General features: G+C 31.6%; 16 protein-coding genes and 1 tRNA gene. 6 read left to right on the top strand and 11 right to left on the bottom strand.

All coding sequences use genetic code 11. From position 1 onward, the window contains the following. Positions 1–55: 55 nt before the first annotated feature. The 3 genes from JL193_RS06385 to lacZ are packed head-to-tail and all read right to left on the bottom strand — an operon-like array spanning position 56 to position 9,679. Positions 56–3,322 carry an amidohydrolase family protein gene (locus JL193_RS06385; protein ID WP_207972992.1) on the bottom strand — a complete coding sequence of 1,089 codons (3,267 nt, stop codon included), beginning with the start codon at positions 3,320–3,322 and terminating at the stop codon, positions 56–58. Between the two features lie 43 nt (positions 3,323–3,365). Further along, positions 3,366–6,380, bottom strand: a complete 3,015-nt coding sequence (locus tag JL193_RS06380) for an aminotransferase class III-fold pyridoxal phosphate-dependent enzyme (protein WP_207972991.1) — start codon at positions 6,378–6,380, stop codon at positions 3,366–3,368. A gap of 8 nt (positions 6,381–6,388) precedes the next feature. Then, positions 6,389–9,679, bottom strand: coding sequence for a beta-galactosidase, LacZ type (lacZ, locus tag JL193_RS06375; RefSeq protein WP_207972990.1), 3,291 nt, complete (start codon positions 9,677–9,679; stop codon positions 6,389–6,391). Between the two features lie 79 nt (positions 9,680–9,758). Between lacZ and ade the strand changes: the two genes are divergently transcribed. Genes ade through JL193_RS06360 form a run of 3 tightly spaced genes read left to right on the top strand, consistent with a single transcriptional unit; the run spans position 9,759 to position 12,523 of the window. Continuing rightward, a complete protein-coding gene (ade, locus tag JL193_RS06370; protein ID WP_207972989.1) occupies positions 9,759–11,381 on the top strand; it encodes an adenine deaminase in 1,623 nt (540 codons plus the stop codon). Between the two features lie 3 nt (positions 11,382–11,384). Next, entirely contained in the window at positions 11,385–11,936 is a 552-nt protein-coding gene (locus JL193_RS06365; protein ID WP_207972988.1) for a 5-formyltetrahydrofolate cyclo-ligase, read from the top strand. Then, positions 11,933–12,523, top strand: coding sequence for a PhnA domain-containing protein (locus tag JL193_RS06360; RefSeq protein ID WP_207972987.1), 591 nt, complete (start codon positions 11,933–11,935; stop codon positions 12,521–12,523). The genes JL193_RS06365 and JL193_RS06360 overlap by 4 nt, the downstream gene beginning before the upstream one ends. Before the next feature lie 142 nt (positions 12,524–12,665). Here JL193_RS06360 and JL193_RS06355 read toward each other — a convergent pair whose 3' ends face one another. The 5 genes from JL193_RS06355 to JL193_RS06335 all read right to left on the bottom strand — a co-directional run bounded on the left by JL193_RS06355 (position 12,666) and on the right by JL193_RS06335 (position 18,928). Beyond that, complete coding sequence (locus JL193_RS06355; RefSeq protein ID WP_207972986.1) at positions 12,666–13,766, bottom strand: DUF4407 domain-containing protein; 1,101 nt, start codon at positions 13,764–13,766, stop codon at positions 12,666–12,668. 328 nt (positions 13,767–14,094) lie between these two features. After that, positions 14,095–15,393: an IS1380 family transposase gene (locus JL193_RS06350; RefSeq protein WP_207971324.1), complete on the bottom strand. Its 1,299-nt coding sequence runs from the start codon at positions 15,391–15,393 to the stop codon at positions 14,095–14,097. A 63-nt stretch (positions 15,394–15,456) separates the two neighbouring features. After that, positions 15,457–17,229, bottom strand: a complete 1,773-nt coding sequence (locus JL193_RS06345) for a M56 family metallopeptidase (protein ID WP_207972985.1) — start codon at positions 17,227–17,229, stop codon at positions 15,457–15,459. Further along, positions 17,226–17,597: a BlaI/MecI/CopY family transcriptional regulator gene (locus JL193_RS06340; protein WP_207972984.1), complete on the bottom strand. Its 372-nt coding sequence runs from the start codon at positions 17,595–17,597 to the stop codon at positions 17,226–17,228. The genes JL193_RS06345 and JL193_RS06340 overlap by 4 nt, the downstream gene beginning before the upstream one ends. Positions 17,598–17,761: 164 nt before the next feature. Beyond that, a complete protein-coding gene (locus JL193_RS06335) occupies positions 17,762–18,928 on the bottom strand; it encodes an OmpA family protein (RefSeq protein ID WP_243456857.1) in 1,167 nt (388 codons plus the stop codon). Between the two features lie 247 nt (positions 18,929–19,175). Here JL193_RS06335 and JL193_RS06330 point away from each other — a divergent pair, with 247 nt between their 5' ends. Further along, on the top strand, positions 19,176–19,802 hold the full coding sequence (locus JL193_RS06330; RefSeq protein ID WP_207972983.1) for a peptidylprolyl isomerase: 627 nt from the start codon (positions 19,176–19,178) through the stop codon (positions 19,800–19,802). Between the two features lie 181 nt (positions 19,803–19,983). On the opposite strand, the gene JL193_RS06325 is transcribed toward JL193_RS06330, so the two are convergent. From JL193_RS06325 to JL193_RS06315, 3 genes are read right to left on the bottom strand one after another with little or no spacing between them, the layout of a single operon-like run. Beyond that, positions 19,984–21,648 carry a M1 family metallopeptidase gene (locus JL193_RS06325; RefSeq protein ID WP_207972982.1) on the bottom strand — a complete coding sequence of 555 codons (1,665 nt, stop codon included), beginning with the start codon at positions 21,646–21,648 and terminating at the stop codon, positions 19,984–19,986. A 21-nt stretch (positions 21,649–21,669) separates the two neighbouring features. Continuing rightward, positions 21,670–23,997 carry a S9 family peptidase gene (locus JL193_RS06320; protein WP_207972981.1) on the bottom strand — a complete coding sequence of 776 codons (2,328 nt, stop codon included), beginning with the start codon at positions 23,995–23,997 and terminating at the stop codon, positions 21,670–21,672. Positions 23,998–24,002: 5 nt separating this feature from the next. After that, complete coding sequence (locus tag JL193_RS06315) at positions 24,003–25,403, bottom strand: dipeptidase (RefSeq protein ID WP_207972980.1); 1,401 nt, start codon at positions 25,401–25,403, stop codon at positions 24,003–24,005. Positions 25,404–25,506: 103 nt separating this feature from the next. Here JL193_RS06315 and JL193_RS06310 point away from each other — a divergent pair. Beyond that, positions 25,507–25,588, top strand: a tRNA-Leu gene (locus JL193_RS06310). A 52-nt stretch (positions 25,589–25,640) separates the two neighbouring features. Next, positions 25,641–26,615 (top strand): type I phosphomannose isomerase catalytic subunit, encoded by a 975-nt coding sequence (locus tag JL193_RS06305; protein WP_207972979.1) that lies wholly within the window; start codon positions 25,641–25,643, stop codon positions 26,613–26,615. The last annotated feature ends 5 nt before the right edge of the window (positions 26,616–26,620 follow it).

Here is a 26,620-nt window from a genome sequence, read left to right as displayed (position 1 = left end):
ACTGTTTAAGTGAAGTTTTACATCATTTAAACAGTCTTTTATTGATTTTAATTAGCTAGTGACAGCTACAAGTAGGAGTTGTAAAACTATTTGTTTTTAAATTTACAGGAAAACCTTGGTTGTAATCTAGGTTTTCAAAATAAAACTTTCCTCTTTTTTTATTGTAGTTTCCAATTTCGTTCATGGTATTTACATCGTATAAACGGCCATTAACCATCGTATAAATAACAGAATTAGAGTTTCGAATGTTTTCTAAAGGATTCTTATCCATTACAATTAAATCTGCTAATTTACCAACTTGTAAAGAACCAATTTCATCTGCAGCACCAATGTATGCTGCACCATTAATGGTAGCTGCTTTTAAGGCTTCTAAATTCGACAAACCTCCTTGTTGTAGCATCCACAACTCCCAATGTGCACCTAAACCTTGCAATTGTCCGTGTGCACCTAAATTTACTTTTACGCCCAATTTTGAAAGATTTGTAGCAGACTCAGAAACTAAAACATGTCCGTTTTTATATTCTTCTTCAGGCACCATAGTTCTGTGTCTCGAACGTGTGTCCACGACATATCTTGGGGTGTATTTTAACAAGGTTTTATTTTCCCAAACATTTGTTTTTTGATACCATTCGAACTCGCCATTCATGCCTCCATAATTTACAATTAAAGTTGGTGTGTAGCCAGTTTTACTATTTTTCCAAAGAGTTAAAACATCTTTGTACAAAGGTGCAACAGGTATGTTGTGTTCAATTCCTGTATGTCCATCAAAAATCATACTCATGTTTGCATAAAAATTAGAACCACCTTCAGGTACAACATTTACACCATATTCTCTTGCTGCCTGCATAATTTGTTGACGCTGTTCTCTTCTTGGTTGATTGTAACTTTTTACAGATTTTGCTCCAAAAGCTTTTGTTCTAGAAATTGCAAAACGAGCATCTTCTAGGTTATTAACAACAGCTTTAAAATCGCCTTCTGCTCCATATAAAATAAAGCCTGTAGAAAACATTCTTGGGCCAACCATTAAACCGCTTTTTTGCAGTTCTTCTAAAGTAAAAGCGGCAGCTGTATTTACAGAAGGATCGTGAGCAGTAGTAACACCAAAAGCTAAATTTGCATAAAATTGCCAGTGTTTTTGGGTGCTTAATCCGTTTCTAAAAGCTCCTACGTGTGCGTGAACATCTACAATTCCTGGCATAATTGTTTTGCCTTTTAGATCGTACACTTTTGCATTAGATGGCACAGCAACTTCTTTAGAAGTACCTATTTTTTCTATTTTGTTTTTATGAATAACAATGGTTCCGTTTTCAATAATCTTATCATTATCCATGGTAATTAAACGAGCGTTTGTAAAGGCAATTCTTCCATCAGGAATGTCAGATTTTGTCGTCAATCCAATTTTTGTACTGGTTGCAGCTACCGTCGATAAATTGGTTTTTGCAAACGGATTTGTAGTGTTATTTTCGACAATTTTCGAAAAATATTCGTCACCCAAAGTCCAATGTACTTTTTGGTCGTTAGAAGACCAATGCAAATTAATTCCAGCATTTTCCGACAAACTTTCTACATGAAAAGATTTGGTATTGGCATCTAAATTAATTTCACTTCCATTCATTACAAATGGTGCTAAATACAATTTATGAAGATGAATAAAGGCTACCCAATTGTTACTTTTACTTGGTACCAATCTGTTGGCCAATTTAGACGAGAAATGGCTTTTTACGTCTTCTCCATTTAAATTTACACTCTTTAGTTTTTTTGTTAAACCACCAAAGAAAGACCCACCAGTTTGAAAAAACACTCGTTCGTCATTGGCAGAAAATGTTGGAAATTCTCCTTCATCACTTATTTTATTCGCACCAGAACCATCTAAATATGCAGTGTAAATTCCTGCTTTTGTAGTGTAATCGTAACCTTGATCTCCATTGCCGTTTTCTTTTCGATACACAATTCTTGTTCCTGCATTATTATAAGCAGGAGTTCTATAAATTCCTTTTTCTGAAGTTAATTTAGTAACTCCAGTACCATTTAAATTAACTTTATAAATTGCGCCTAAATTCTCGTCATTCCAAGTTACAAAAATTACTGAATTTCCGTCAGGAGAAAAGTTTGGTTCTGCTTCAAAATCTTCTAAAGAAGTTAATCTTATTGGTGCACCATTTGGTAATTCTTTTTTGTAAATATGCCCTAATGCAGTAAAAACAACCACCTTACCATTGGGCGAAGTTTTTAGGTCTTTAATCATTTTTGAAGTAAAATTAGGTTCAAAAACCTTTCTTTTTACACGATGTGTCTTTGCCAATTTAATATCTTGATTCACTTCAAAAGGAATGTTTACGACTTCTTTAGAATCGATATTAATTTTGTTGATTTTACCTTCTGACCAAAAAATAATTTCTTTGTTATTTGGCAACCACGAAAAATGCGGATACACACCAAAAACAGCCCACGCTTCTTGTTGGTCTTTACTTAAATCGTAATAAATGGGCCATTCTCGTCCAGTTGCTAATTCGTGTATGTATAAAACTGTTTTGGTTCTTACACGTTTTACAAATGCCAATAATTTACCGTCTTTAGAAACTACAGGTCTTGCAGCACCCCCAGGACCACCTGTAACTTGTTTTGTTTTTCCAGTTTCGAAATCGTATTGTTTGATAACGTAAATCTGCTTGTTTGGGTCTTTGTTATATTGAAAATACCCTCCAGGATACATATCTTCTGCATAGTATAAATACCTTCCATCTGGTGAAATAGAAGGGTCGTTTACATCTTGTTGGTCGTTTTTTCGGGTTGTTAACTTTAAACCGGCTTCGCCAGAAAGTGGGTATTGCCACATTTCTCCAGCACCAACAGAACGTGTAGATGTAAAGTGTTTTCTAGCCACTAAAGATTTTCCATCTGGCGTCCAAACGGCGTTATTTAACAATCTGTATTTTTCTTTTGTAATCGATTTTGCGTCACTTCCATCAGCTCTCATTACCCAAATATTATTTCCTCCTTCTGCATCACTAGTAAAAGAAATGTATTTTCCATTTGGGCTAAACCTAGGTTGCACTTCGTAGGCCAAACCAGAACGTAAAATAGTTGTAGTTCCGCCAGAAATTGGCATTTTATAAATATCGCCTAATAAATCGAAAACGATGGTTTTACCATCTGGACTTACATCTAAATTCATCCAAGTTCCCTCGTCTGTATTTAAAGTAAATGTATTGTATAACCAATTTTCGTGCGGATTATTCACATCCCATTTTGCCGGTTTTTCTTGTGCAATTAAGGCAGAAGAAATTACAAATAATAAGATATATATGCGTTTTTTAATCATTATAAATAAAATTAATGTTTTTTTTGAATTATAAAAATAGGGTTTATATTTTAGTCGAGTTCATAAAGTTTTCTTTAAAAACTAATTTTAGGTAAAAAATAACTTCTTGGGCATCTTTTTTTGAAAAAATAATGGGTGGTTTTATTTTAATGACGTTATTATCAGGGCCATCTGAGCTCATTAAAATTCCAAAATCTTTCACTCTATTGATTAAATATTCAGTTTGTTTTGGTAGCGGTTGTAAATAATTGTTAACCAGTTCGAAACCAAGAAATAAACCTTGGCCGCGAACATTTCTAATTATTGGAAATTTCTTAGATAATTTTAAAAGTTTTTGCTTTAAATAATCTCCAACTATCAACGCATTTTCTTGTAAATTATTGTTTTTTACAGTCTGTAATACCTGAGTTGCAATTGCACAAGAAACTGGGTTTCCGCCAAAAGTATTAAAGAACTCCATGCCGTTAGCAAATTTTTCTGCAACTTCTTTTGTACAAACCACTGCCGTAATTGGGTGTCCATTACCTAAAGGTTTTCCAATGGTAATAATATCTGGAATTACGTTGTGCAATTGAAAACCCCAAAAGGTTTTTCCTACTCTTCCAATACCCGTTTGTACTTCATCTGAAATACACAAACCACCTGCATTTTTTACTTTTTGATATGTTTTTGCTAAGAATCCTTTAGGCAATTCTACTTGTCCGCCACAAGAAATAATGGGTTCTATAATAAAACCGCCTACTTTTTTATTTTGTTGATGAATGTTGTTGATTAAAAGTTGCACTTCATTAGCATATTTTTCGGCCGTATTTTCGCCTCTATATTTTCCTCTAAACGAGTTCGGAATTGGAAAAATATGTGTGTTTTTTGGCGTTCCTTTTCCACCTTTTCCATCAAATTTATAAGAAGAAATATTTATGGTTGCATTTGTGTTGCCATGGTAACCCATTTCGCTTGCAATAATTTCTTTAGAATTTGTAACCGTTTTTACCATTCTAAGAGCAAGTTCATTAGCTTCGCTTCCAGAATTTACAAAATATAAAACCGCCATTTCTTTTGGTAAAGTTTCTAGAATTTCTTTTGCTAAATTGTTAATGTTTTTATGTAAATAGCGGGTGTTGGTATTTAAAACCGCCATTTGTTTTTGCCCCGCTTTTACAACCTCGAAATTTTCGTGCCCAACATGTGCTACATTGTTTACGGTGTCTAAATATTTTCTTCCAAAAGCATCCATTACATATTGGTTCCAACCGCGAACAATATGTAATGGTTTTTTATATTGAAGTCGCATTGCTTTTCCTAAAAGTGTTTTTCTTTGAGAAAGAATTTCCTTAGAATTATCAATTAAATTCTCTTTAGACCCTTTAATTTTAAATAATAAATTCGGGTTGGGGCATATGCTTTTCCAAACCTCAATTTCATTAAAAAAGGCAACTCCTGGAAAAGTGTTTTTATAATTTAGCATCGATAAAAACGCTTGAAAATGTAAATGTGGTGCCCAATTGCCATTTTCTGGATAATTTGCTAAAACAGCGATTTGTTCTCCTTTCTTAATTGTGTCTCCAGTTTTGTGTTTTAGAACGCTTTCTGCAGTATTGTGCCCATACAAAGTATAAAAATAAAAGTCTTTTTGTTGATGTTTTAAAATAATGAAACCGCCATAATCTTTATCACTTAAATTCTTATTGGCAACCACAACTTCTCCATCGAAAAGTGCGTGAACAGGTGTGTTTTCTGGCAACCAAAAATCAACTCCTAAATGAATCGTTCTACTTTCTTTTCCGTAATTACCAACTTTATCGTAAGAGGTAGCAGTGTATAAAGAACGAGGTTCTAAATAGCCCCCAGCAATAATTTTAGAAGGCACTTTTTTTTGAAGTTGATTGATTTTAAATTGAAATAAATCTAAATCGTTGTATTGTTTTTGATGCCCAATCCAAAGGCTAGAAACACTTAAATCTAACTCTTCAACTTTATTTTTATTGATGGTTGGAAACAATGTTGCCAAAGAAAAATCTTGTTTTTTAGCCCAATTTTTAAATAGATGTTCTTTTGGATGTGCCGTAAATGCACACGCATTTCTAAAACTATAATGTGCAAAATCTTTAGAAACTAATTTCCATTTTCTTAGTAATTTCCAAGCAGGTTTTTCACTTATTAATAAATAATGGTTTTCTGGATTTTCTTTTTTGTTAATTGCCGATTTTGTGACAGAAATCACCAAACGAATTCCTATTAAAGTATATAAATATTTTAATTCTTGTTCTTCTAATTTAAAAACGGAATGATAGCCTTTTACAATGGATAAACTGGCTTCTAAAGGATCGTTATAATGCATTATTGCATAAGCACAAGTTATCGCAACATCGTTAATTATTTGTGTTTTTATAGCGTCTCCAAAATCTATTATCGAAGTTACAGTTGGGTTTTCTAAATCGTCGGAAACTAAGATGTTGTTGTCATTAACATCATTATGTACAACACTTTTTCGAAGCGTTTGATACTCTTTTTCAAAATTATAAAACTGATTTAAAAAATAGGAAACCAATTCTTTTTTATCATTAGAAAACAAATGCAAATATTCTTTTACCCAAGCAGTTTGTGCAATGTCCCAAGCGAATGTTCTGTTTGCTTTTTTATGATTAAAATCTAAAAGAGTTTTGGTAATTTCTCCTGCTTTTTGTCCTAAACTAAAACGTAAATGGTTTAATTGCGGGTTTACTTTCGACCAAACTCGACCATTTATCCAAGAAAGCAAACGCACTTTTCTAAATGATCCGCTTTCGGTTTTAATTTTCGAAGTATAGTTTCCAGAATTGTTTTTTACCAACTGAGGGAACTCAATATTTTTTTTAGAATTAGAAAGATGCAACAGCATTTTTTCTTGAAAATCTAACTCAGATTGAGGAGAATTTTTAGAGGCAAATTTTAAAATATAAGTCGGTTTATTGTTAACTTTAATTTTAAAATTTGACTCTAATTCTCCAGGTAATTTTGAAGCCTTTCCTTTAATACCATATTGTTCAAAAAGAACCTTTTCGGCTTCAATTACCTGCATTTTAGAAACTATTTTAAGTTTTTAAAAGTTTTATGTATTTCTACAAAATCGGTTTTGTTTTTATTCGAAAAAGGAACTAAATAAAAACTATAAGAATATGTATTATTTGCTTTAAATTGATATTTTTCTTGTGGTTTAGAGTACCAACTATCATCACCACCTACTCCTCGTTGACCAAAATCGATGTTTAGTTGTACCAAGTTTTTTTCTTTAATATCTATGGTGTGTTTGCTTCTGTTAGAATTGTTATAATCTAAACCAGCTGTAGCGTCAAAATCTTCATTTTCCATATGAAGGGCACTAAAACTTACGAGGTTTTTATTTCCAGAAACAACCAACAATCCGTTATTAGAGTTGTTAGAAACTGCCAACCAACGTGTGTCTGTTTTATAACCATTTTCTTGTGGGCGAATGTAAGGCACATATTGTTCGCTTACTTTCGAGTTGTACAAATCTACAAATGCAGAAGCCTTTCGATCTTGATAATTTTCCCAAGGTCCGCGTCCAAAATAAGTAAGATTATCGAATTCTTTTTGAACCTGCATTCGCATTCCAATTCTTGGAATATCGCCTTTATATTCCGACGAATTTAAAGTATTGTCAATTTTAACAACACCATTTTCTAAAACGGAATAAGTAGATGTAAAGGTGGTGTTTACTCCTGGTAAATTATAAGTAATAGTTACCAAAACTACATTGTTTTCGAGGGTTTTTGTTGCGATATTTTTTACAGTTGCGTTTAAAGAAGCATTTTTCCACTCGATATTTCTATTTTCCATTTTGTTTCCAAAATCGTTGTCGGTTACAGCTCTCCAGAAATTTGGTTTTGGTCCCTTTTTATTGTTTAAAAGTTCTTTGTTTTCGAATGTATAAGATGTTATTTGTCCTTTATTTTTATCGAAATTTATTTTAAAATTATTGCCAGAAATTACTATTGAATTTCTGTTTTCAGAAACATTTGGTTTGTTGTTTTTACTTAGTTTTGTGGCTTTAGAAACATATTTACTGTCTAACGAAATTTGCTCGTGTGCCACTTCGAAACCTTTGGGTAACAAGCCCCATTTGTTTTTTGTGGTTGCAGAAATCTCAACAAAATATTCTGTATTAGGTTTTAATGAAATGTTTTTTAAAGGAATTCGAATTAGTTTTCCAGTATGTGTTTCCACTGAAATATCTGTAAAAGAAGTTTCTTCTAAAACAACTCCATCTGCTTTAATTTTTACAGAGAAATTAAAATTATTTAAGTCGGTAAAATCGTATAAATTTTCGAGTAAAACTCTTAATTCGTTATGTCTGGTAATTCCTTTGTTTTTAAAGTTAATAAATTCGTGTGCTTTTTTAACTTCATGTAAGCCAGGTTGCGGTGTTCTGTCTGGAAATACAATTCCGTTATTCAAAAAAGTATTGTCTGTTGGCATATTTTTTCCATAATCGCCACCATAAGCATAAAATTTCTCTCCTTTTTCGTTTGTTTTCCAAATCGATTGATCTACCCAATCCCAAATAAAACCTCCTTGAAGATTGTCATACAACTCAATAATATCCCAATAGTCTTGAAAATTACCTGTGCTGTTTCCCATTGCGTGTGCATATTCGCTAGGTATAAAAGGACGGTCTGTTTTCGATTTTCCAATTTCTTCGAATCTTGCTGGAGAAGGGTATTGAGGCACAATTATATCTGTATTAGAATCCATATCAAACAAAGTCGAATCGTAATCTTTGTATGGTCTTTCGTATTGAACAGGCCTTTTTGTGTTGTCGTTCGCTTTAATTTCGCTATATCCTTTATAGAAATTTACACCATTTCCAGCTTCATTTCCCATAGACCAAATTACAACAGATGGGTGGTTTTTGTCTCGTTTTACCATGCGCACCATTCTATCTACATGCGCTTTTTCCCAGTTTGGTTTTTTGGCCAAAGAATATTTTCCATAATACATTCCATGAGACTCGATATTGGCTTCATCGACAACGTAAATTCCATAAATATCACACAGTTCGTAAAAACGTTTTCCTCTTGGATAATGGCTTAAACGAACTGCATTTATATTGTTTTCTTTCCAAAGTTTTATGTCTTTTAAAATTAATTCTTCCGACATTACATGTCCAGTTTCTGGATCTGTTTCTTGGGTATTTACCCCTTTTAAAGTAACTCTTTGTCCGTTTATTAAAAGCAAACCTTGTTTAATTTCAATAGAACGAAATCCAATTTTTGTGTTTGAAACCTCTAATAAATTTCCTTTAGAATCTTTAACTTTTATAAGAAGTGTATATAAGTTAGGGTGTTCTGTATTCCATTGTTTTACATTTGGTATTGTTGCAGAAAAACGAATTTTCCCTTTCGATTTTTTCGAAATTTCATCCGTTTTGGTGTCTGTTTTTACAGATTGGTTGTTGCTATCTAAAAGTTGATATTCGATTGTTGCATTTTGTGATTTGGTCAAATGATTTTCAACATCAACCTCTAAATTAAAAACCCCATTTTTATAAGCACCGTCTAAAATTGAAGTTACTTCGAAATCTTCAATTCTAACTTTTGGTTGTGCATACACAAAAACATCGCGTTCAATTCCGCTAATTCTCCAAAAATCTTGGCATTCTAAATAAGAACCATCTGTCCATCTAAAAATTTGAATAGCCAACCTATTTTTTCCTGTTTTAGCAGCATCTGTAATATTAAATTCTGCAGGAAGTTTACTGCCTTGAGAATATCCAATATATTTTCCATTTAGCCATACAAAACCGCCAGATTTCATAGCGCCGATATGTAAGAAAATTTCTTTTTCTTTCCAGTTTCTATCGATATTAAACTCTTTAATATAAGAACCAACAGGATTGTAATTATCTGGAACATCTCCTGGGTTTTTAGGGTATCTTGTATTCACTAACTCGATATCATCTGCAATCATCGCTTTGTAATCTGCAAACTCGTATTGATGGTTTACGTAAATAGGCGTGCCAAAACCTTCTACTTCCCAGTTAGAAGGTACTTTTATATCGCTCCATTTTTTAGTATTGAAGCTGTTTTTCATAAAAGTAGTAGGTCTTTTTTTAGGATTTTTTACCCAATTGAATTTCCAAATTCCGTTTAATAATTTATAAAATTCTGGACGGTTAGAAAAACTACTTTTTTCATCCGCAAAAGAAGTAAAAGAAGCATGTGCCTCTAGCTTATTTTCGCTAATAACTTGTTCGTTTTCTATATAAAATTTGTAATCTTTTATAGGATTTTTTTGTTGAGAATTTAAGTTTGATGTAAAAGCAACAAAAGTAATAAGAACTGTAAATAAATGTTTCATTGGGTTAAATTTTGCCCTAAAAATAAGTATTTCTTGCCAACCCTCAATGATTATTTGTAATTTTGGAAAAATATTTTTTATGGTTGTAAAAGGAAACATTGTAGAGATACAAAATAAGCGGATTTTTAAAGGAGAAGTTGTTGTTGAAAATGGAAAAATTTTAGAAATTCGAGAATCTAATCACAATCAAGAAAATTTTATTTTACCGGGTTTTGTAGATGCACATATTCATATAGAAAGTTCGATGTTAGTACCTTCTGAATTTGCAAAAATTGCGGTAACTCATGGAACTGTTGCCACGGTTTCAGACCCACATGAAATTGCCAACGTTTTAGGTGTAAAAGGTGTTGATTTTATGATTGAAAATGGAAAGGAAGTTCCGTTAAAATTCAATTTTGGAGCGCCAAGTTGTGTGCCAGCAACTTCTTTTGAAAGTGCAGGCGCAATTATAAATTCAGATGATATTAAAAAAATGATGGAAAATGCAGATATTAAATATCTCGCTGAAATGATGAATTATCCAGGTGTTTTATTTGATGATGAAGAGGTTTTAGCAAAAATAAAACATGCAAAAAATAACAACAAACCAATTGATGGACATGCCCCAGGATTAAGAGGCGAAGATATTACCAAATACATTGCTGCAGGAATTTCTACAGACCACGAATGTTTTTCTTATGAAGAAGCGTTAGAGAAATTGCAAAAAGGAATGAAGGTTTTAATTCGTGAAGGAAGTGCCGCAAAAAACTTTGAATCTCTAATTGATTTACTACCAGAATATTTCGAAAAAATGATGTTTTGTTCTGATGACAAACATCCAGATGATTTGTTGTTAGGTCACATCAATCAACTTTGTGAAAGAGCAGTTTTGAAAGGTATTGATGTTTTTAAAGTTTTACAAGCAGCTTGTGTAAATCCTGTAAAACATTACAATTTAGACGTTGGTTTATTACAAACCGGAGATACTGCCGATTTTATTGTTGTGGAAGATTTACAAAAATTCAAAGTTTTAGAAACCTATATTAATGGAGAATTGGTCGCTAAAAACGGAAAATCTTTTGTTAAAAATGTAGATTTTGAAGTGTTGAATCATTTTAACATAAACAAAAAGAAAATACAAGATTTTAGATTTGAATCATCAGCAGAAAAAATTAGAGTTATTGAAGCTTTAGATGGCGAATTAGTTACCAATCAAATCGAAGCAAAAAGTTTAATTCTGGATGGCAATTTAGTTTCGAATACAAAAAAGGATGTTTTAAAAATAACGGTTGTAAATCGTTATAAAAATGAAAAACCAGCAATTGCATTCATCAAAAACTTCGGATTAAAAGAAGGTGCCATTGCAAGTTCAGTTGGGCACGATTCGCACAATATTATTGCAGTTGGTGTTTCTGACGAAGCCATTTGTAAAGTTGTAAATTTAATTATTGAAAATAGAGGAGGAGTTTGTGCTGTAAATTCATCCGACGAAAAAATTGTTCCATTACCAGTTGCAGGAATTATGAGTGACAAATCTGCTCAAGAAATTGGAAAAACGTATGCAGCATTAGATAAAATGGCTAAAGAAATGGGTAGTAAATTACGAGCTCCTTACATGAGTTTGTCGTTTATGGCTTTGTTGGTAATTCCTTCTTTAAAACTGTCTGACAAAGGGTTGTTTGATGGAAATAGTTTTCGATTTACTTCATTAGAAATTCAATAAAAAATGTTTAAAAAAGAACTTCGAAAAATATATAAAGCAAAAAGAAAAGAATTATCTCCAAATCAAAAATTAGAAATGGAGCAAGAAATTTACAATCAAATTTTTGAATTGAATTTTTCTGAAATACAGGTTGTTCATCTTTTTTTAACTATCAGAAAATACGATGAAATTAACACACAACCCATTATCAATTTTTTAAATAAAAATAACAAAACAATCGTAGTGAGTAAATGCGATTTCGATAACAATACATTACAACATTTTATTCTCGATAAAAACACCCAATTAGAAGTTAATTCTTGGGGAATTCCAGAGCCTGTAAATGCAAAAGAAATACACCCCAAAGAAATAGATTTAGTTTTTGTGCCTATGCTAATTTCTGATGAAAATAACTACAGAGTTGGCTATGGAAAAGGATTTTACGATGGTTTTTTAGCCGAATGCAAACCTACCGTAAAAACAATTGGAATTAATTTTTTTAAACCGATTTCAAAAATTAAAGATATTCATAAATTTGATGTAGCTTTGAACCAAATTATTTACCCAAAGAAATGAGCTTACAACAAGATTTAGAAAACAGAAGTGGAGCTAAATGCGAACTCTGTGCTGCAACCAATAATTTAGCTGTTTACGAAGTAAAACCAACATCTACAGGTGGTGTTGATGGTAGTTTGTTGGCTTGTGAAACTTGTATCGATCAAATTGAAAATCCAGAAAATACAGATGTAAATCATTGGCGTTGTTTAAACGATGCTATGTGGAGCGAATTTAGAGCTGTAAAAGTAGTTGCTTGGAGAATGTTATCTCGTTTAAAAAACGAAGGTTGGCCAAAAGATTTGTTAGACATGATGTATTTAGAAGATGATGATGTACGTTTCGCAAAAGAATCTGGAGATCATTTAGACGAAAGCGAAAAAATAATTCACAGAGATGCCAATGGCGCTATTTTACAAGCAGGAGATTCTGTAGTTTTAATCAAAGATTTAAAAGTAAAAGGCTCTAGTATGGTTGCCAAACAAGGAACTGCAGTTCGCAGAATTTCATTAGACCACGAAAATGAAAAATATATTGAAGGTAGAGTAGGCTCAACTCAAATTGTAATTATTACAGATTATGTAAAAAAAATGGCTGATAAAGAATAGTACTATTTGGGCGTTTCCTTTCAGGTCTCGCTTGGAGTTTATCTTGAGCAAAGTCGAAAGGAACTCGCTTTTTTTCTGAAAAAGAAAAAGAGCTCAAACAAATGCTACAATCGCTAATGCACCTGTTTGTCAATAACTATCATTACAACATTTTTTGTTGTTTTTTATAAAAAGAATCAGCTTGCAATTTCATTAAATCACGAGCCATTTTTTGTTTATAAGCATATATTTCTTCCTCTGTGGCAATATCTTCATACACTTTTTTGTTAATAGCAATATCTGCTTGTAACAATTCATTTCTTTGGTTTACTTGTTGTTTTACCCATGTTTTTACAGCAGTTTCTTCGCCTTCTAATTTAAAATCATACTCGCCTTTTGGAGAAATTAATTTGGCGAAAATGGGTGAGGTTTCAATTGCTAAAAACAACAAGAAAATAAAGAAAGAAGTAAACCAAGGCAATTTGTTTAAAGCATTAATTCTTGCCATCAAACCGTCAAAATTTGTAATAATAGGCTGTGTTTTGCTTTCGTAGTTTTTCTGATTTTCTATTAATGTTGCAATAGCTGCTTCTTTATTTTTAATTTTTTCGGCGTTTTCTTTTCTTAAATTATTCAATAAAAGTAAAGAAGCATCGTGTTTTTCTCTTTTTTCTTTATAAACAGGTCCTTTGCCCAATAATTTGGTTCCTTTTCTACCTTCAGCTTCTGCAATATAGGTTTCGTACAAAGCATTTGTTTTTGCTTCTTGTGTATTTATTTCTTGTTTTAAGACCTCAATTTCTGCATTTATTTTTGCGATTTCTGGTGCAAATTGTGCTGCTATTTGCGTTTTATTATCCAAAGTCATTTGGTTTTTTTCTGCTAACAAAACCTGATTAATTTCTTTCTTAAACAGCTTTAATTCTAATGGTTTAGAAATTACAATCGCAATAATAACTGCCAATAAAATACGTGGTGAAGCTTGTAAAAATTCTTTCCATTTAGCATCTGATTTTTTTATTGTGGAAACAATAAAACGATCTAAATTAAAAATTAGCAATCCCCAAATTAATCCAAAGAAAATGGAAGTATAAATGTTATCAAAAACTGTAAACAGCGCGTAACTTCCAGCAATGGTTGCCATAATTGCTGTAAAAAAAACGGTGGCTCCAATACCCACATATTTGTTTTGTTCTCCATTAGAACAGTTTTCAATTAGGTTTTTATCGACTCCAGAACAGGTAAGAAAGAAATTTTTAAGCACAGATATTTGTTTTTTAAACTGTCAGTTCTAGTAGAATTACTGAGGGATGAATTTATTTATAACGAGAGCTTATAAAAGACTTCTCGATACAATTTTCTCATAAAATCGAAAATTACTCGAAGTGACATTGTGAATACTTACAACGTATTAAAAAAGAATTTGTTACATAAAAAACCTCGAATTTCGAGGTTTTTAGATTTATAATGGGTGTTGACTTTATTATTCAGTCATTATAAATTGATTTAGTTTATTTTTTCTCTGGTGGAAGTGGAGGTGAAATCTTATTTGGAGCTGTAACTTTTTCACGCTCTTTATCCCGCATTATGCATTAGGAATACACAAAAGGAGGACTTAAATCATTAATTTGGGAGAATAAGCCATCCATCCAAGGTCTTTTTTTAGTGTTTAAAGCAATCTTTAAGACCTTTCTGTTAGCATGATTTACTGTCCAAGCTCCTAATGCAAAGCAATAGACTTTTAGGGTTTTTAAAGTTGCTCGATTATGATGATTTAAGGCAAAATGTCTAAACAAACTCATTAGGTTATAAGCCACCATAATGAATCTAAAGGAAGCCTCAGTTGCCCAAAAATCCTTTAAACAAAAGTTATCTAATCCAAAGTCTTCTTTGAGTTCTTTGATTCTGTTTTCACAATCAGCTCTGGTGTTGTAGATATTCCAAACTTGGTCTAGCGGTAAATCTAGATTGGTTACATAGCAACTAAAACGATAACCAGGCAGATCATCAAAAAGTAATTTTCCAGCTGCTTTTGGACGATCTTCTACTTTCTTTTTTATGACAATATAGCGCCTTGACTTACCATCTGTATGGTTAAAAATCATCTCATTAAGCTCAATTCCTTTTGTGAGTTCTATCCAATTATCCAAACCCCAAACTGCATTTTTTATATTTGGGTACATACGTGCTGCCATAATGTAATTGAGTTGTTTGCCTTCTAGATAATCTAATAAATCTTGTGTGTAAAAACCACTATCTGCACGAACTAAACCAACTCTTTTGTCCTTTAAAGCTTCATTGAAGGTTTCTTCCATAAACTCTTTACAGCTACTACTATCTGCTGTATTGCCTGGTCTTAACCAAGCATTGGCAACCATTCTGGTTTGGCTTACAAAGGCCATTAATGGGTGATGTGAGTTCCTGCCTTTTTTATTGGGATTATAACCTTTTGCGCTACCTTGTTGCTCTCCATATCTTGTAATAACTGTGCTATCAAAATCTATAGTTAAGTTGTCAACATCTAATTGCTTGAAAAACCAATGTTGCAACTTTGGAAATACTTCTGTATTGCGCTTTTGAGAAAACTTGCCAAAAAAACGACTATAGGTACTTTGTGATGGCATACGATTCCATCCAAAAATATCTTGCAATGTGCTATCATAACGTAACCAATCACAATGGATATAACGAGAAGCTCCTGTCCAAATACTCAACCAAAAAGCTTCAGTTATATGTGCAGGATTATAACCTGCATTAGAGCTTGGTTGAGGTAAATCTAATTGTGCTAGTTGTTCTCTAATTTCTGTTTGATCAATAAAACGCTTCATTAAGCTCATCCCTCCAAAAGGGGTGACTTTCTTACTTGAATACTCAATAGGGAGATTAACCATTTGGGTTATGTGTTAAATTCGCTATAAAGCTAATAATCATAAGCGTTTATACAAAATTTTAAATCATCTATTGCATAATTCAGGTTTATTAGACATTTTATTGTTATAAATTTCTTTCAAATAAATTAGGTTTGCCTTTCTGTTATCATCAGTTCGTTTTACTTTACTAGCAAGTCTTTGATAAGTATATACCCAGTCTGGTTTTGGTGGTGGAGGAACAATTTCAAAAACATTTTCAACTGATTTTTTTTGCGTTGCAGACATTGAATTATAAATGTTTTGCATTTTTACAATATTTTTTTGTTTGTAAATATTGTTTTTTTTTCCAGCCGTCAAAAGTGTTTTATACTCTTGCATTTGCTTTTTTGAAGCAATTGGTTTTTGTGGGATTGTATCGTTTAAGTAACTGTCTTTTAAAGTATTTAGGTCTTCCAATTTTGTGCTTTCTTCTGGTTCAAATTGTAATTTTTTAGGAATAAATTGCTTAGAAGATGAATTACTCGGTATTGGAGAATCTATATATTTTTTGTCTAGTTTACTTTTATCATTAGACTCTTTTAAAGACTTATTTTTTTTATCAGAAGTTTTTAATAATTCTCTTAAAACTTTATTTAGTTGAATTCTTAATTCTGGTTTATCATCAAAAAATTCGCAAAAAACAGTACCATTATAGAATGTTTTAGTAATATAATTGTCAGGTAATACAGAACTTGCTTTTGCCCTTCTATTAGAAAGTATTTTACCAGAACTATTGGTTAATTTACCATCTTTATTGTAATATTTTGTGTTGTTGTCCACTTTTACATAATAATAATTTTGCTTCTTTATTTTTGTAAAACCTGTTTCTATTTTTTTATCTTGATTTGTGTAAGCCTGCTCGTAAATAGTTTCAATTTTATTTTTCTTTTTAGAAACTGCTTGTTCATAAATAGTTTCAATAGGTTCTTCCTTTTCTTCTACTATTACTTTTTGAGCCTCAACTCTTTCTGCAAAGAGGAAGATAAATGCTGCTAAAAGTGGCATTACAGCCAGTTTTTTTAACCAGATTATGGTTTTAGAACTTTGTGTTGTCATCATTTCTAATCTTTTTTTTGTGAGTGAATAATTCAAATTACTGGCCAAGTAATATTCGTTGTTCCAAGCAGCTTTATTTAATAATAAATGCTGGTATTGGAATGGATTTTTATATAGATTGATAACCTTTTCGTCGGCTAAAAATTCATGATTTAATTGGATTGCTTTTTTTAAGAAAATAAACAACGGATTTATCCAAAAAATAGCTTGCAAAAGTTCTATAAATAAAACGTCAAAAGTATGTTTTTGAGTTACATGTGTTAATTCATGTGTAAATAATTCTGCTTCTATTTTTCCATCATTAAAATCGTTTTTGTTGATGAAAATAAAATTCCAAAATGTGTGTGGTAGTATTTTATCATTTACCAAAACAAGTGTTGCTTTTCCGTGGTTTACTTTTTCATTTTGACCTATTTTTCTTATAATTTTAAATAAATTTCTTCCAAACCTAAATAATAGCATCGCGAAAATAAATAAGTAGATTCCAAGAATTATTTGAGAAAAATTGATACTTTCTTCTATAAGTATTGGAGTGGTATTTTCCACAAAAAAAGAATCTTCTATGGTTTTTGGAACTGTATTTACAACCACTGGTTTTACATAGGTTGTAAAAGTTGTTAATGGCGCTAAAAATGAAAAAAACACACTTCCTAACAAGTGAAAACGATTAAAATTGTGCATCTTTTCTTTTTCCAACATAAAATGATAGAAAAATAGCAAAAGTGCTAAACAAGTTGCTGATTTTAAGAGGTAAATAATCATTTTTGTTGCTTTTTAATTTGACTGTCAATTACCTTTTTTAATTCTTCTAGCTCTTCTGTAGAAAGGTTGGTTTCCTTTGTAAAAAAAGAGGCAAATTGGCTCGCAGAATCATTAAAGAAATTTTTTATTAAGCCATTTACATGGTTCGAAAAATAATCGGTCTTTTTAATAATCGGATAATATTCTCTCGATTTTCCAAATAATTTATAGTTGATAAAACCTTTATCAGTTATTCTTTTTAGCAAAGTTGCTACTGTTGTTGTGGCTGGTTTTGGCTCTGGAAAATCTTCTAATAAATCTTTTAAAAATGCTTTTTTACGTTTCCATAAATACTGCATTAATTGTTCTTCGGTTTTAGATAATTGCATACGAATTTCATTTTTATTCTACAAACATAGAATAAAAAATTGAATTCTACAAGTGTAGAGTTGAATTTTTTTTGCAAAAAAACACCCCATAACAAAATGTAACTTGTTATGGGGTGCAATCTTTAAAGTATTACTAAATAATAATTAATACGAACTTTTATTATCTATTTGATAAAAAGTGTTACTCTTCTAGCTAATTGTCTAGCATCTTTAGCAACACTGGTGTCTTCACCTTCACCTTTATAAGACAATCTGTTCGCATCGATACCTGAAGCTACTAAAATATCATACACTTTTTTGGCTCTGTTTGTAGATAACGTTTGGTTGTATCCGTTAGCTCCAGTTTCATCTGCATAACCCACCAATTCTGCTTTTACAGATGTGTTTTCTTTCATGTATAACTTTAAGTAGTTAATGGCATTATGAGAACCTTTTTGAATGGTTGTTTTATCAACATCGAAATAAACATTTACGTAACCATTATTAAACAACTCTTTAATAAAGTCTGTATTTGCAACTGTATTTGTAGTGTTGTTATTGGTTGCTTTGTTATATCTACGATCTAATTCCGACATTAATTTATTTTTATCAAAGTCAGTATTTTTCTTTTTCAACTCAGCAATTTTATCTTCTGCTTGTTGCAAACGTTTTTGAATTTCTTCTAACTCGTTTGTTTCCATAACATCTTCTGAGTACCAATCTGCATGTTTTTCGTGGCTACCTAAAGCAATGTTTAAACCAGCAGAATAGTTAAAAATACCACCAGTTAAACCTCTTCTTTTAACAGTTGTTGTTCCATCGAAAGTACGTTGTTGATAAAAATGACCAATTGCAGATACATCTAAAAATAAAGAAACCCTATCCGTTAATTTTACTTGTGGAGTAATACCAGCCATTACATTAATTACTTGGTCTCGACTAACTTCTACAGGCGATTTTGGGTATAACCTAGAAAGACCTGCTCCACCATGGAATAAAAGATTAAAACGGTTTGTCCAACTTTTAAAGTTTAAGATATTTCCTGCATTTACAACACCTTCTAAAGTAGCTCTGTAATAGTTAGATTCAAAAGGTTTACTGTTTTTACCTTCGGTAAATTTATTGTACCCCAAATCTAAGCGCAACCCAAATTTTTCGTTAAACATGTATCTAACCCCTAAGTTAGTTTGCCAAAAATCTGGATGTTTAATTTCTGGATTGTAACCCGAAGCAAGTGGAAATACAGGTGTATGAACACCAGCACCTACATCTATAGACCATTTGTTAAAATCTTGAGCGTTTGCTTGAAATATGGAACCCAATAAAAGTGCTCCTAGTAATAATTTTTTCATAGTTTTATATATTTAAAATTTAATACAAAAATAAACCATTAATATTGAAAGCGATTGAGAAAAGCGTTAAAACTATGCATATTTAAAGTGAAAGTTTTCTTAAATTATGGGCTTGTTAGGTGTTAAAATTTAACAATTTATTAAAAGTTCTTTCGAAATTGTAAGTATAGAAAAGCTTTTTATATTTGTATTGTACAATTAATAATTTTAATCTATAAATACTATAAATGGTATTGTCTAAATAAAAATGAAAAATAAATTAATACTATTGGTAAGTGTCGTGCTTTTCGCATCTTGTGCGACTAAAAAATTTAAAGAAAAATGGTTAGAAAAAGAAGCACCAGCAACTTTTAAGGCAAGATTTGAAACGACACAAGGTAATTTTGATATTGAAGCAACCAGAGAATGGTCTCCAAAAGGAGTAGATCGTTTGTATCAGTTAATTAAATATGGTTATTATAATGATGTTGCGATTTATAGAGTAGTACCAAATTTTGTGGCTCAATTTGGTATTCATAACGATTCTTTAATTAATAAAAGCTGGCAAAAAGGTATTGAAGATGAACCTGTAATTATGAAAAATGATTCTATGACGATTTCATTTGCTAGAGGAGGAGTAAACACAAGATCGAATCAAATTTTTATCAATTTAAAAGAAAACCATCGGCTAGATAAATTGGCATATTCTGGTGTTACAGGTTTTCCTGTGGTTGCAAAAGTAATTGCTGGGCAAGAAAATGTTTTAAAGTTTTACGATGGTTATGGAGATAAATTAGGAAGACAACAAGGTAAAATTAATAAATTGGGCAATGCTTTTTTACGAGAAAACTATCCAAAGGTAGATTATATTAAAAAAGCGTATTTTATAAAATAACGTGTAAAAAAAACCTGTTGTGTTTTTTCATTAAATCCTGTCAGTTCGAGTGATTTTATGGAACGAAAAATTGTATCGAGAACTATTTAAAAGCTAATACCATTTTAATCGTAAAATTTACTCGAACTAACATTTTTAAATGTTTTTAATTCAACATATACAACATATAAAAAATTAAAATTTACTTATTTTTCGTATAAATGTAAAAATTGGGATCTACTTTAAAATCATTTTCAGTCGATTTTAAACTCAATTTTTTCCAATTTTCAGATGGATAAATCCATTGTTCTTCATTATTTATGGTAACTTTTATAGGCATTTTAAAGCCATCTACAACATTTACCCATCTATAATTTAAAACGTTATTGTTTGTTGAATATTCTAACGTAGGAATTCTAATATCTCTTAAATATTGATTGAAAAACGGAGTTAAATCCATACCTGTTTCTTTACTTAAAAAACCTTCAATTTGTTGTGTGGTAACTGTTTGATGGTAAAAAACCTTGTTTATTTTTCTTAAAATCATTCTCCATTTTTCATCATTATCTACCAATTGTCTTAAGGTATGTAGCATATTACCACCTTTGTAATACATGTCTCCAGAGCCTTCTTTATTTACATTGTAAGTTCCAATAATGGTTTTTTTATTGGTAATGGCTTTTCTTGTACCAATTACATATTCAGACGATGCTTTTTTACCATAATAATAGTCTAAAAATAAATTTTCTGAATAATTGGTAAAACTCTCATGGATCCACATATCTGCAGCATCTTTGTAAGTAATATTATTTGCAAACCACTCATGGCCCGATTCATGAATAATAATAAAATCGAACTTTAAGCCCCAACCAGTTCTCGATAAATCTTTTCCTAAATAGCCTTTTTTATATTTATTCCCATAGGTTACAGAGCTTTGATGTTCCATACCTAAATAAGGTACTTCTACCAATTTAAAACCATCTTCGTAAAAAGGATAAGGACCAAACCAGTGTTCGAAGGCTTTCATCATTTTTGGGGCATCTTTAAAATGTTCTTTGGCTTTTTCTAGATTGTATTTTAATACGTAATAATCCATATCTAAATCTCCTTTTTCACCAGGAAATTTTTCAGAAAAATGGGCATAATCGCCAATATTTACATTTACCCCATAATTGTTTATAGGATTGTTTACAAACCAATGGTATGTTTTTGTATCTCCATTTTCTTCTACTTTTTCTAATCTTCCGTTCGAAACATCCATTAAATTTTTAGGAACTGTAACACTAATTCGCATGCTTTCCACTTCATCATACATATGGTCTTTGCATGGCCACCAAACACTTGCCCCTAAACCTTGGCAAGAAGTGGCTACAAAATGATTTCCGTTTTCGTCTTTTTTCCAAGAAAAACCTCCATCCCAAGGTGCTCTAACGGCCTCTTTTGGGTGTCCTTCATAATAAACAACCACACTTTCTGTTTTTCCAATTTCTTGCTTTTTAAGTAATTTTATAAAATGGGCATTTCCTTCGTTAATAATTTCCAACTCTTTATCATCTTGTGTTGCTTTTAAGATTTTTAAAGGGTTTTGCAAATCTATTTGTAGGGTTTGATATTCTTTTAAAACTTTATATTTAATGGTGTTTTTTCCAGAAATAAACTTCCTGTCGGGATCTACTTTTACATCTAAATGATAGTAGGTTAAATTCCACCAAATTCTTTCTGGGGTAATAGCGCCTCTTAAAGTATCTTGTCTTGTAAAATTGCTTTCTTTTACATTTTGATTTTTAGAGTTGTTTGATTTCTTTGTTTTTTTATCGCAAGAAAAAATAAGAAAACAACAAATTGCAAGGCAACATAAATTTTTCATAAGGGGTAATTTTAATGATAATTATTTAATTTGAAATCCTTTGGCAGGTTTGGCATTTAAAAGATGAGTTACAAAATAATCCCATCGTTTTCGAGTCATATAATTAGTCATGTCTCCATAACCATGTCTTTTGTTTGGGAATAAAATCATATCGAAATCTTTATTGGCCTTAATTAATGCTTCTACAACCAGCATTGTGTTTGAAGGAGGAACATTATTGTCCATAGAACCATGGGTAATTAATAATTTTCCTTTTAAATTTTTTGCAATTAATTGATTTGCCTGATTGTCGTAATTCGTGGTTCCATCTGCTTTTCCTTCCATTTTTCCGTTTACCAAAAGACCTTGCCATTTTTCGCCCCAATCTGCTTCGTAATTTCTATTGTCGTGGTTTCCAGCTCCAGAAACAGCAACGTCATAAAAATCTGGATAGGCAAAAACAGCTCTTGTAGAAGCAAAACCTCCACCAGAATGTCCCCAAATTCCAACACGCTCAATGTCCATTCCTTTATACTTTTGTGCCAATTGTTTAATTGCTGTAATATTATCTGGCAAACCATTATCGCCCATGTTTCCATAATACGCATCATGAAAAGATTTAGAACGCATTGGAGTGCCCATGGCATCTACAGCAACCACTACAAAACCTAACTCTGCTACTGCCTGAAAATCTCCCCAAACAGGTTTAAAACCATAATATCCAACACTACCAGATTGTGGACCTGGATAAATATAATTTAAAACAGGGTATTTTTTAGCTTCATTATAATTACTTGGTAAGAACATTAATCCGTAAATATCTGTTTTTTCGTCTCTTGCTTTTACAGAAAATTCGATGGGTTCTTGCCAGTTATTGGCTTTTAATTCAGAAATATCTGCAGTTTCTAAATCCATTATTTTTTCTCCATTTCCGTTTCTTAAAACAGATATAGGAGGATTTGTTGTGGTAGAATAAATATCTACCAACAGAGTATAATCATCAGAAAAAGTAACAGAATGTGTTCCCTTAGAAGGGGTTAAGTTAATGAGGTTTGTTCCATCGAAATTTATTTTGTAGTAATAATTATGGTATGGATTTCCTTCTTCTTTTCCACCAGCAGTAAAATAGATTTGTCTATTTTTTTCATCGATATTTTTAACCTGTTTTACAATCCAATCTCCAGAAGTAATTTGGTTTTTTAACTCTTTTGTTTTTAAATCATACAAATAAATATGCCCCCAATTGGTTTTTTCTGAATACCAAATAAACTCGTTAGAATCGAACAAAACTTTCCAGTTTTCGGCATTTACACCAGATTCGTAATACGTATCTACTTCTTCTTTATAAATCGATTCAACTTGTCCAGAAAAGGCATCTGCAATTTGTAAATGAGCAATTTTATGATCTCTAGAGCCAGAAACAAATGCAAATAGGGTTCCTTCTTTATTCCATTGAGCGTCTAATAATTCGTTATTCCAATCTGCTATATGGTCTGTGGTGGTGCCTCTTTGGAAATCTGGTTTCATTTTTAAACGAACTGTTTTTGGTTGATTTCCTAAATGGATAATTACCCTTTCTATTCTAAAAACTTTTTTATCTCCAGGAAGTGGGTGTTTCCAAGCTTCTAATTTTGGATGCCCAACATTGGTAGAGGTTAAATACATCATACCCACACCTCTTGCATCTTGCTGAAACGTAGCAATTTTATCGGAATTTGGCGACCATTTTAAAACGGCTCCGTCACTTTTAACCCAACCAGCATTGTTGGTTGCGTAGCCATAATCTTCTTTTCCGTCGAAAGTAATTTGCGTTTTTTTACCTGTTTCGAGATTACGAATCCAAAGATTGTAGTCATTAATATAAGCTGCTAATTTTCCATTAGGAGAAACATGCTCGTTTCTATTTACTCTTTTTGTAGTTGATGTTTTTTTAGAGATAGAATTATCAGATAAATTATAAATATACTGTTGTCTGTTTGCTGAAAAACTTACCGTTTTTAAATCTTTAGACATCGAAACTCCATAAATCGGCAATTTGTTTGCCTTTATTTCTTTATCGAGTTCTTTAGATAGTGCCTCTGCTAGTTTTTGATGATCGAAAGCATCTTTTTTCGTTTTAGAGTTTGCATTTGCCAAAACAAACTTTTTTCCCTCTTTATTGGTGGTTGAATATAGTACAGAATTTTCGCCCACAAAAGAGCTTCCAGAAACCTGGTTATGTACTTTTCGATACAAATTGCGGTTCATATGTTTTGCAGCCGCTTCATATTCTGCAATTGTAAATTCTTTCTGTTTTTCTTCCGAAGAACAACAAAACATTAATAAAGAACAACAAGTTATAGCCGTAATTTTAAAAATTTTGAATTCCATTTTTGTTAATTTTTTGATTGCTGATGTAATTCAGAGAAATATTGATAAAAATAAGGAATCGTTTCGATGCCTTTTAAATAATTCCAAATACCAAAGTGTTCGTTTGGCGAGTGAATTGCATCAGAATTTAAGCCAAACCCCATTAAAATAGTTTTACTTTTTAATTCTTGCTCAAAAAGAGCTAGAATAGGAATACTACCTCCACTTCTTTGTGGAATTGGTGTTTTACCAAAAGTAGTTTTATAGGCTTTACTAGCTGCTTGGTATGCAATATTATCTATTGGAGTTACATAAGCTTGCCCTCCATGATGCGGTTTTACCACTACTTTTACAGCTTTTGGAGCAATACTTTCGAAATGTTTTTTGAATAATTTGGTGATTTCTTTCCAATCTTGATTTGGCACCAAACGCATAGATATTTTAGCAAATGCTTTACTTGCAATTACTGTTTTTGCACCTTCGCCAATGTAACCTCCCCAAATTCCGTTTACATCTAAAGTTGGTCTTATAGCATTTCGCTCGTTTGTAGAATAGCCTTTTTCTCCATAAACATCGCCAATAGCAATCGATTTTTTATAATTCTCTAGCGAAAAAGGAGCTTTTGCCATCTCAGCTCTTTCTTCTTCGGATAAATCTTCAACTTTATCGTAAAAACCTGGAATGGTAATGTGATTATTTTCATCATGTAAAGAAGCAATCATTTTGGTTAAAATATTAATAGGATTTGCAACTGCACCACCATACAAACCAGAATGTAAATCTCTATTGGGTCCTGTAACTTCTACTTCAACATAACTTAAACCGCGCAAACCTGTTGTAATGGAAGGAATGTCGTTGGCAATCATGCCAGTATCAGAAATTAATATCACATCGTTGGCTAATTTTTCTTTATTTCTTGGAACAAACCACGCCAAACTTTCTGAACCAACTTCTTCTTCGCCTTCAATCATAAATTTTACATTGCATGGTAAATTTCCTGAGGAAGTCATATATTCTAAGGCTTTTACGTGCATGTACATTTGACCTTTATCATCACAGGCACCTCTTGCAAAAATGGCTCCTTCAGGATGATTTTCGGTTTTTTTAATTACGGGTTCAAAAGGTGGAGAGTGCCATAAATCGATAGGATCTGCTGGTTGTACATCGTAATGCCCATATACTAAAACTGTGGGTAAAGCCGGGTTGATAATTTTTTCTCCATAAATTATTGGATATCCAGGTGTTTCGCACATTTCTACATGGTCGCAACCCGCTTTTTTTAAACTTTCTAAAATAAAATTAGCTGTATTAAAAACCTCTTTTTTATAGGCTTTGTCTGCACTAATAGAAGGAATTTTTAATAAATCGATTAACTCGTCTAAAAAGCGTTGTTTGTTATTTTTTATATAAGAATTTATAGAACTCATGTATGTTTTTTTTATTTCTCTCAAAAATATAAAAATTATAATGAACAAGTTTGTAGTTTCTAAGGATTGTTTATATTTGCATCCCGAAATCTTCGGAAAAGTTGCAGGCGTGGTGGAATTGGTAGACACGCTAGACTTAGGATCTAGTGCCGAAAGGTGTGAGAGTTCGAGTCTCTCCGCCTGTACAAAGTAAAAGCTGAAGTGAAAACTTCGGCTTTTTTATTTTAATTATTTTTTATGAAAGCATATCCATTAAAATTTTCGCCAGTATTTAGCTACAGATTGTGGGGAGGAGAAAAATTAAAAACGGTTTTAAATAAAGAATATTCAGAAAATAATATTGGAGAATCTTGGGAAATATCTGATGTAAAAAACAGCGAAACTGTAGTTTCTGAAGGGGTATTTAAAGGAAAAACGTTAAGAGATTTAATTAAAGAATTTAAAGGAGATTTTTTAGGAGATAAAGTTTACCAACAATTTGGAAATGAATTTCCTTTATTGATAAAATTTATTGACGCAAAAACACCTTTATCCATTCAAGTGCACCCAAGTAACGAAATCGCAAAAGAACGACACAATTCCTTTGGAAAAAACGAGATGTGGTATGTAATGGAAGCAGATAAAGATGCCGAATTAATCGTTGGTTTCGATAAAGAATTAGACAAAGAATCTTACAAAAAACACTTAAAAGAAGGTAGTATTTTAGAAGTTTTACATCACGAAAAAGTTTCTAAAGGAGATACTTTTTACATTCCAACAGGAAGAGTTCATGCCATTGGTGCTGGAGTTTTATTGGCAGAAATCCAGCAAACGTCAGATATTACTTACCGAATTTACGATTACGATAGAGTAGATGCTAAAACCGGTAAATTAAGAGATTTACATAACGATTTGGCGATTGATGTAATTGATTTTAAACCTTATAAAGAATATAAAACTTCTTATAACACCACGAATGCCTCTAATAAATTAGTGCACTCACCTTATTTTAAAACCAATATTTTAATTGTTGAAAATAGGGTTGAAAAAGACTACTCTAATTTAGATTCTTTTGTAATTTATATTTGTGTTGAAGGCTCTTTGGAACTTAATTTCGAAAACAAAATCTATCTATTTAAAAAAGGTGAAACTATTTTGTTACCAGCTTCTATAGATAAAATAGAATTTAATTCGCTTTCTAAAAACAGTAAGCTTTTAGAAGTTTATTTGTAACGTGG

Source organism: Polaribacter batillariae (assembly GCF_017498485.1).
Classification (GTDB): domain Bacteria; phylum Bacteroidota; class Bacteroidia; order Flavobacteriales; family Flavobacteriaceae; genus Polaribacter; species Polaribacter batillariae.
The sequence above is the reverse complement of the archived record's forward strand: the minus strand, read 5'-3'. Positions and strand labels throughout refer to the sequence as shown.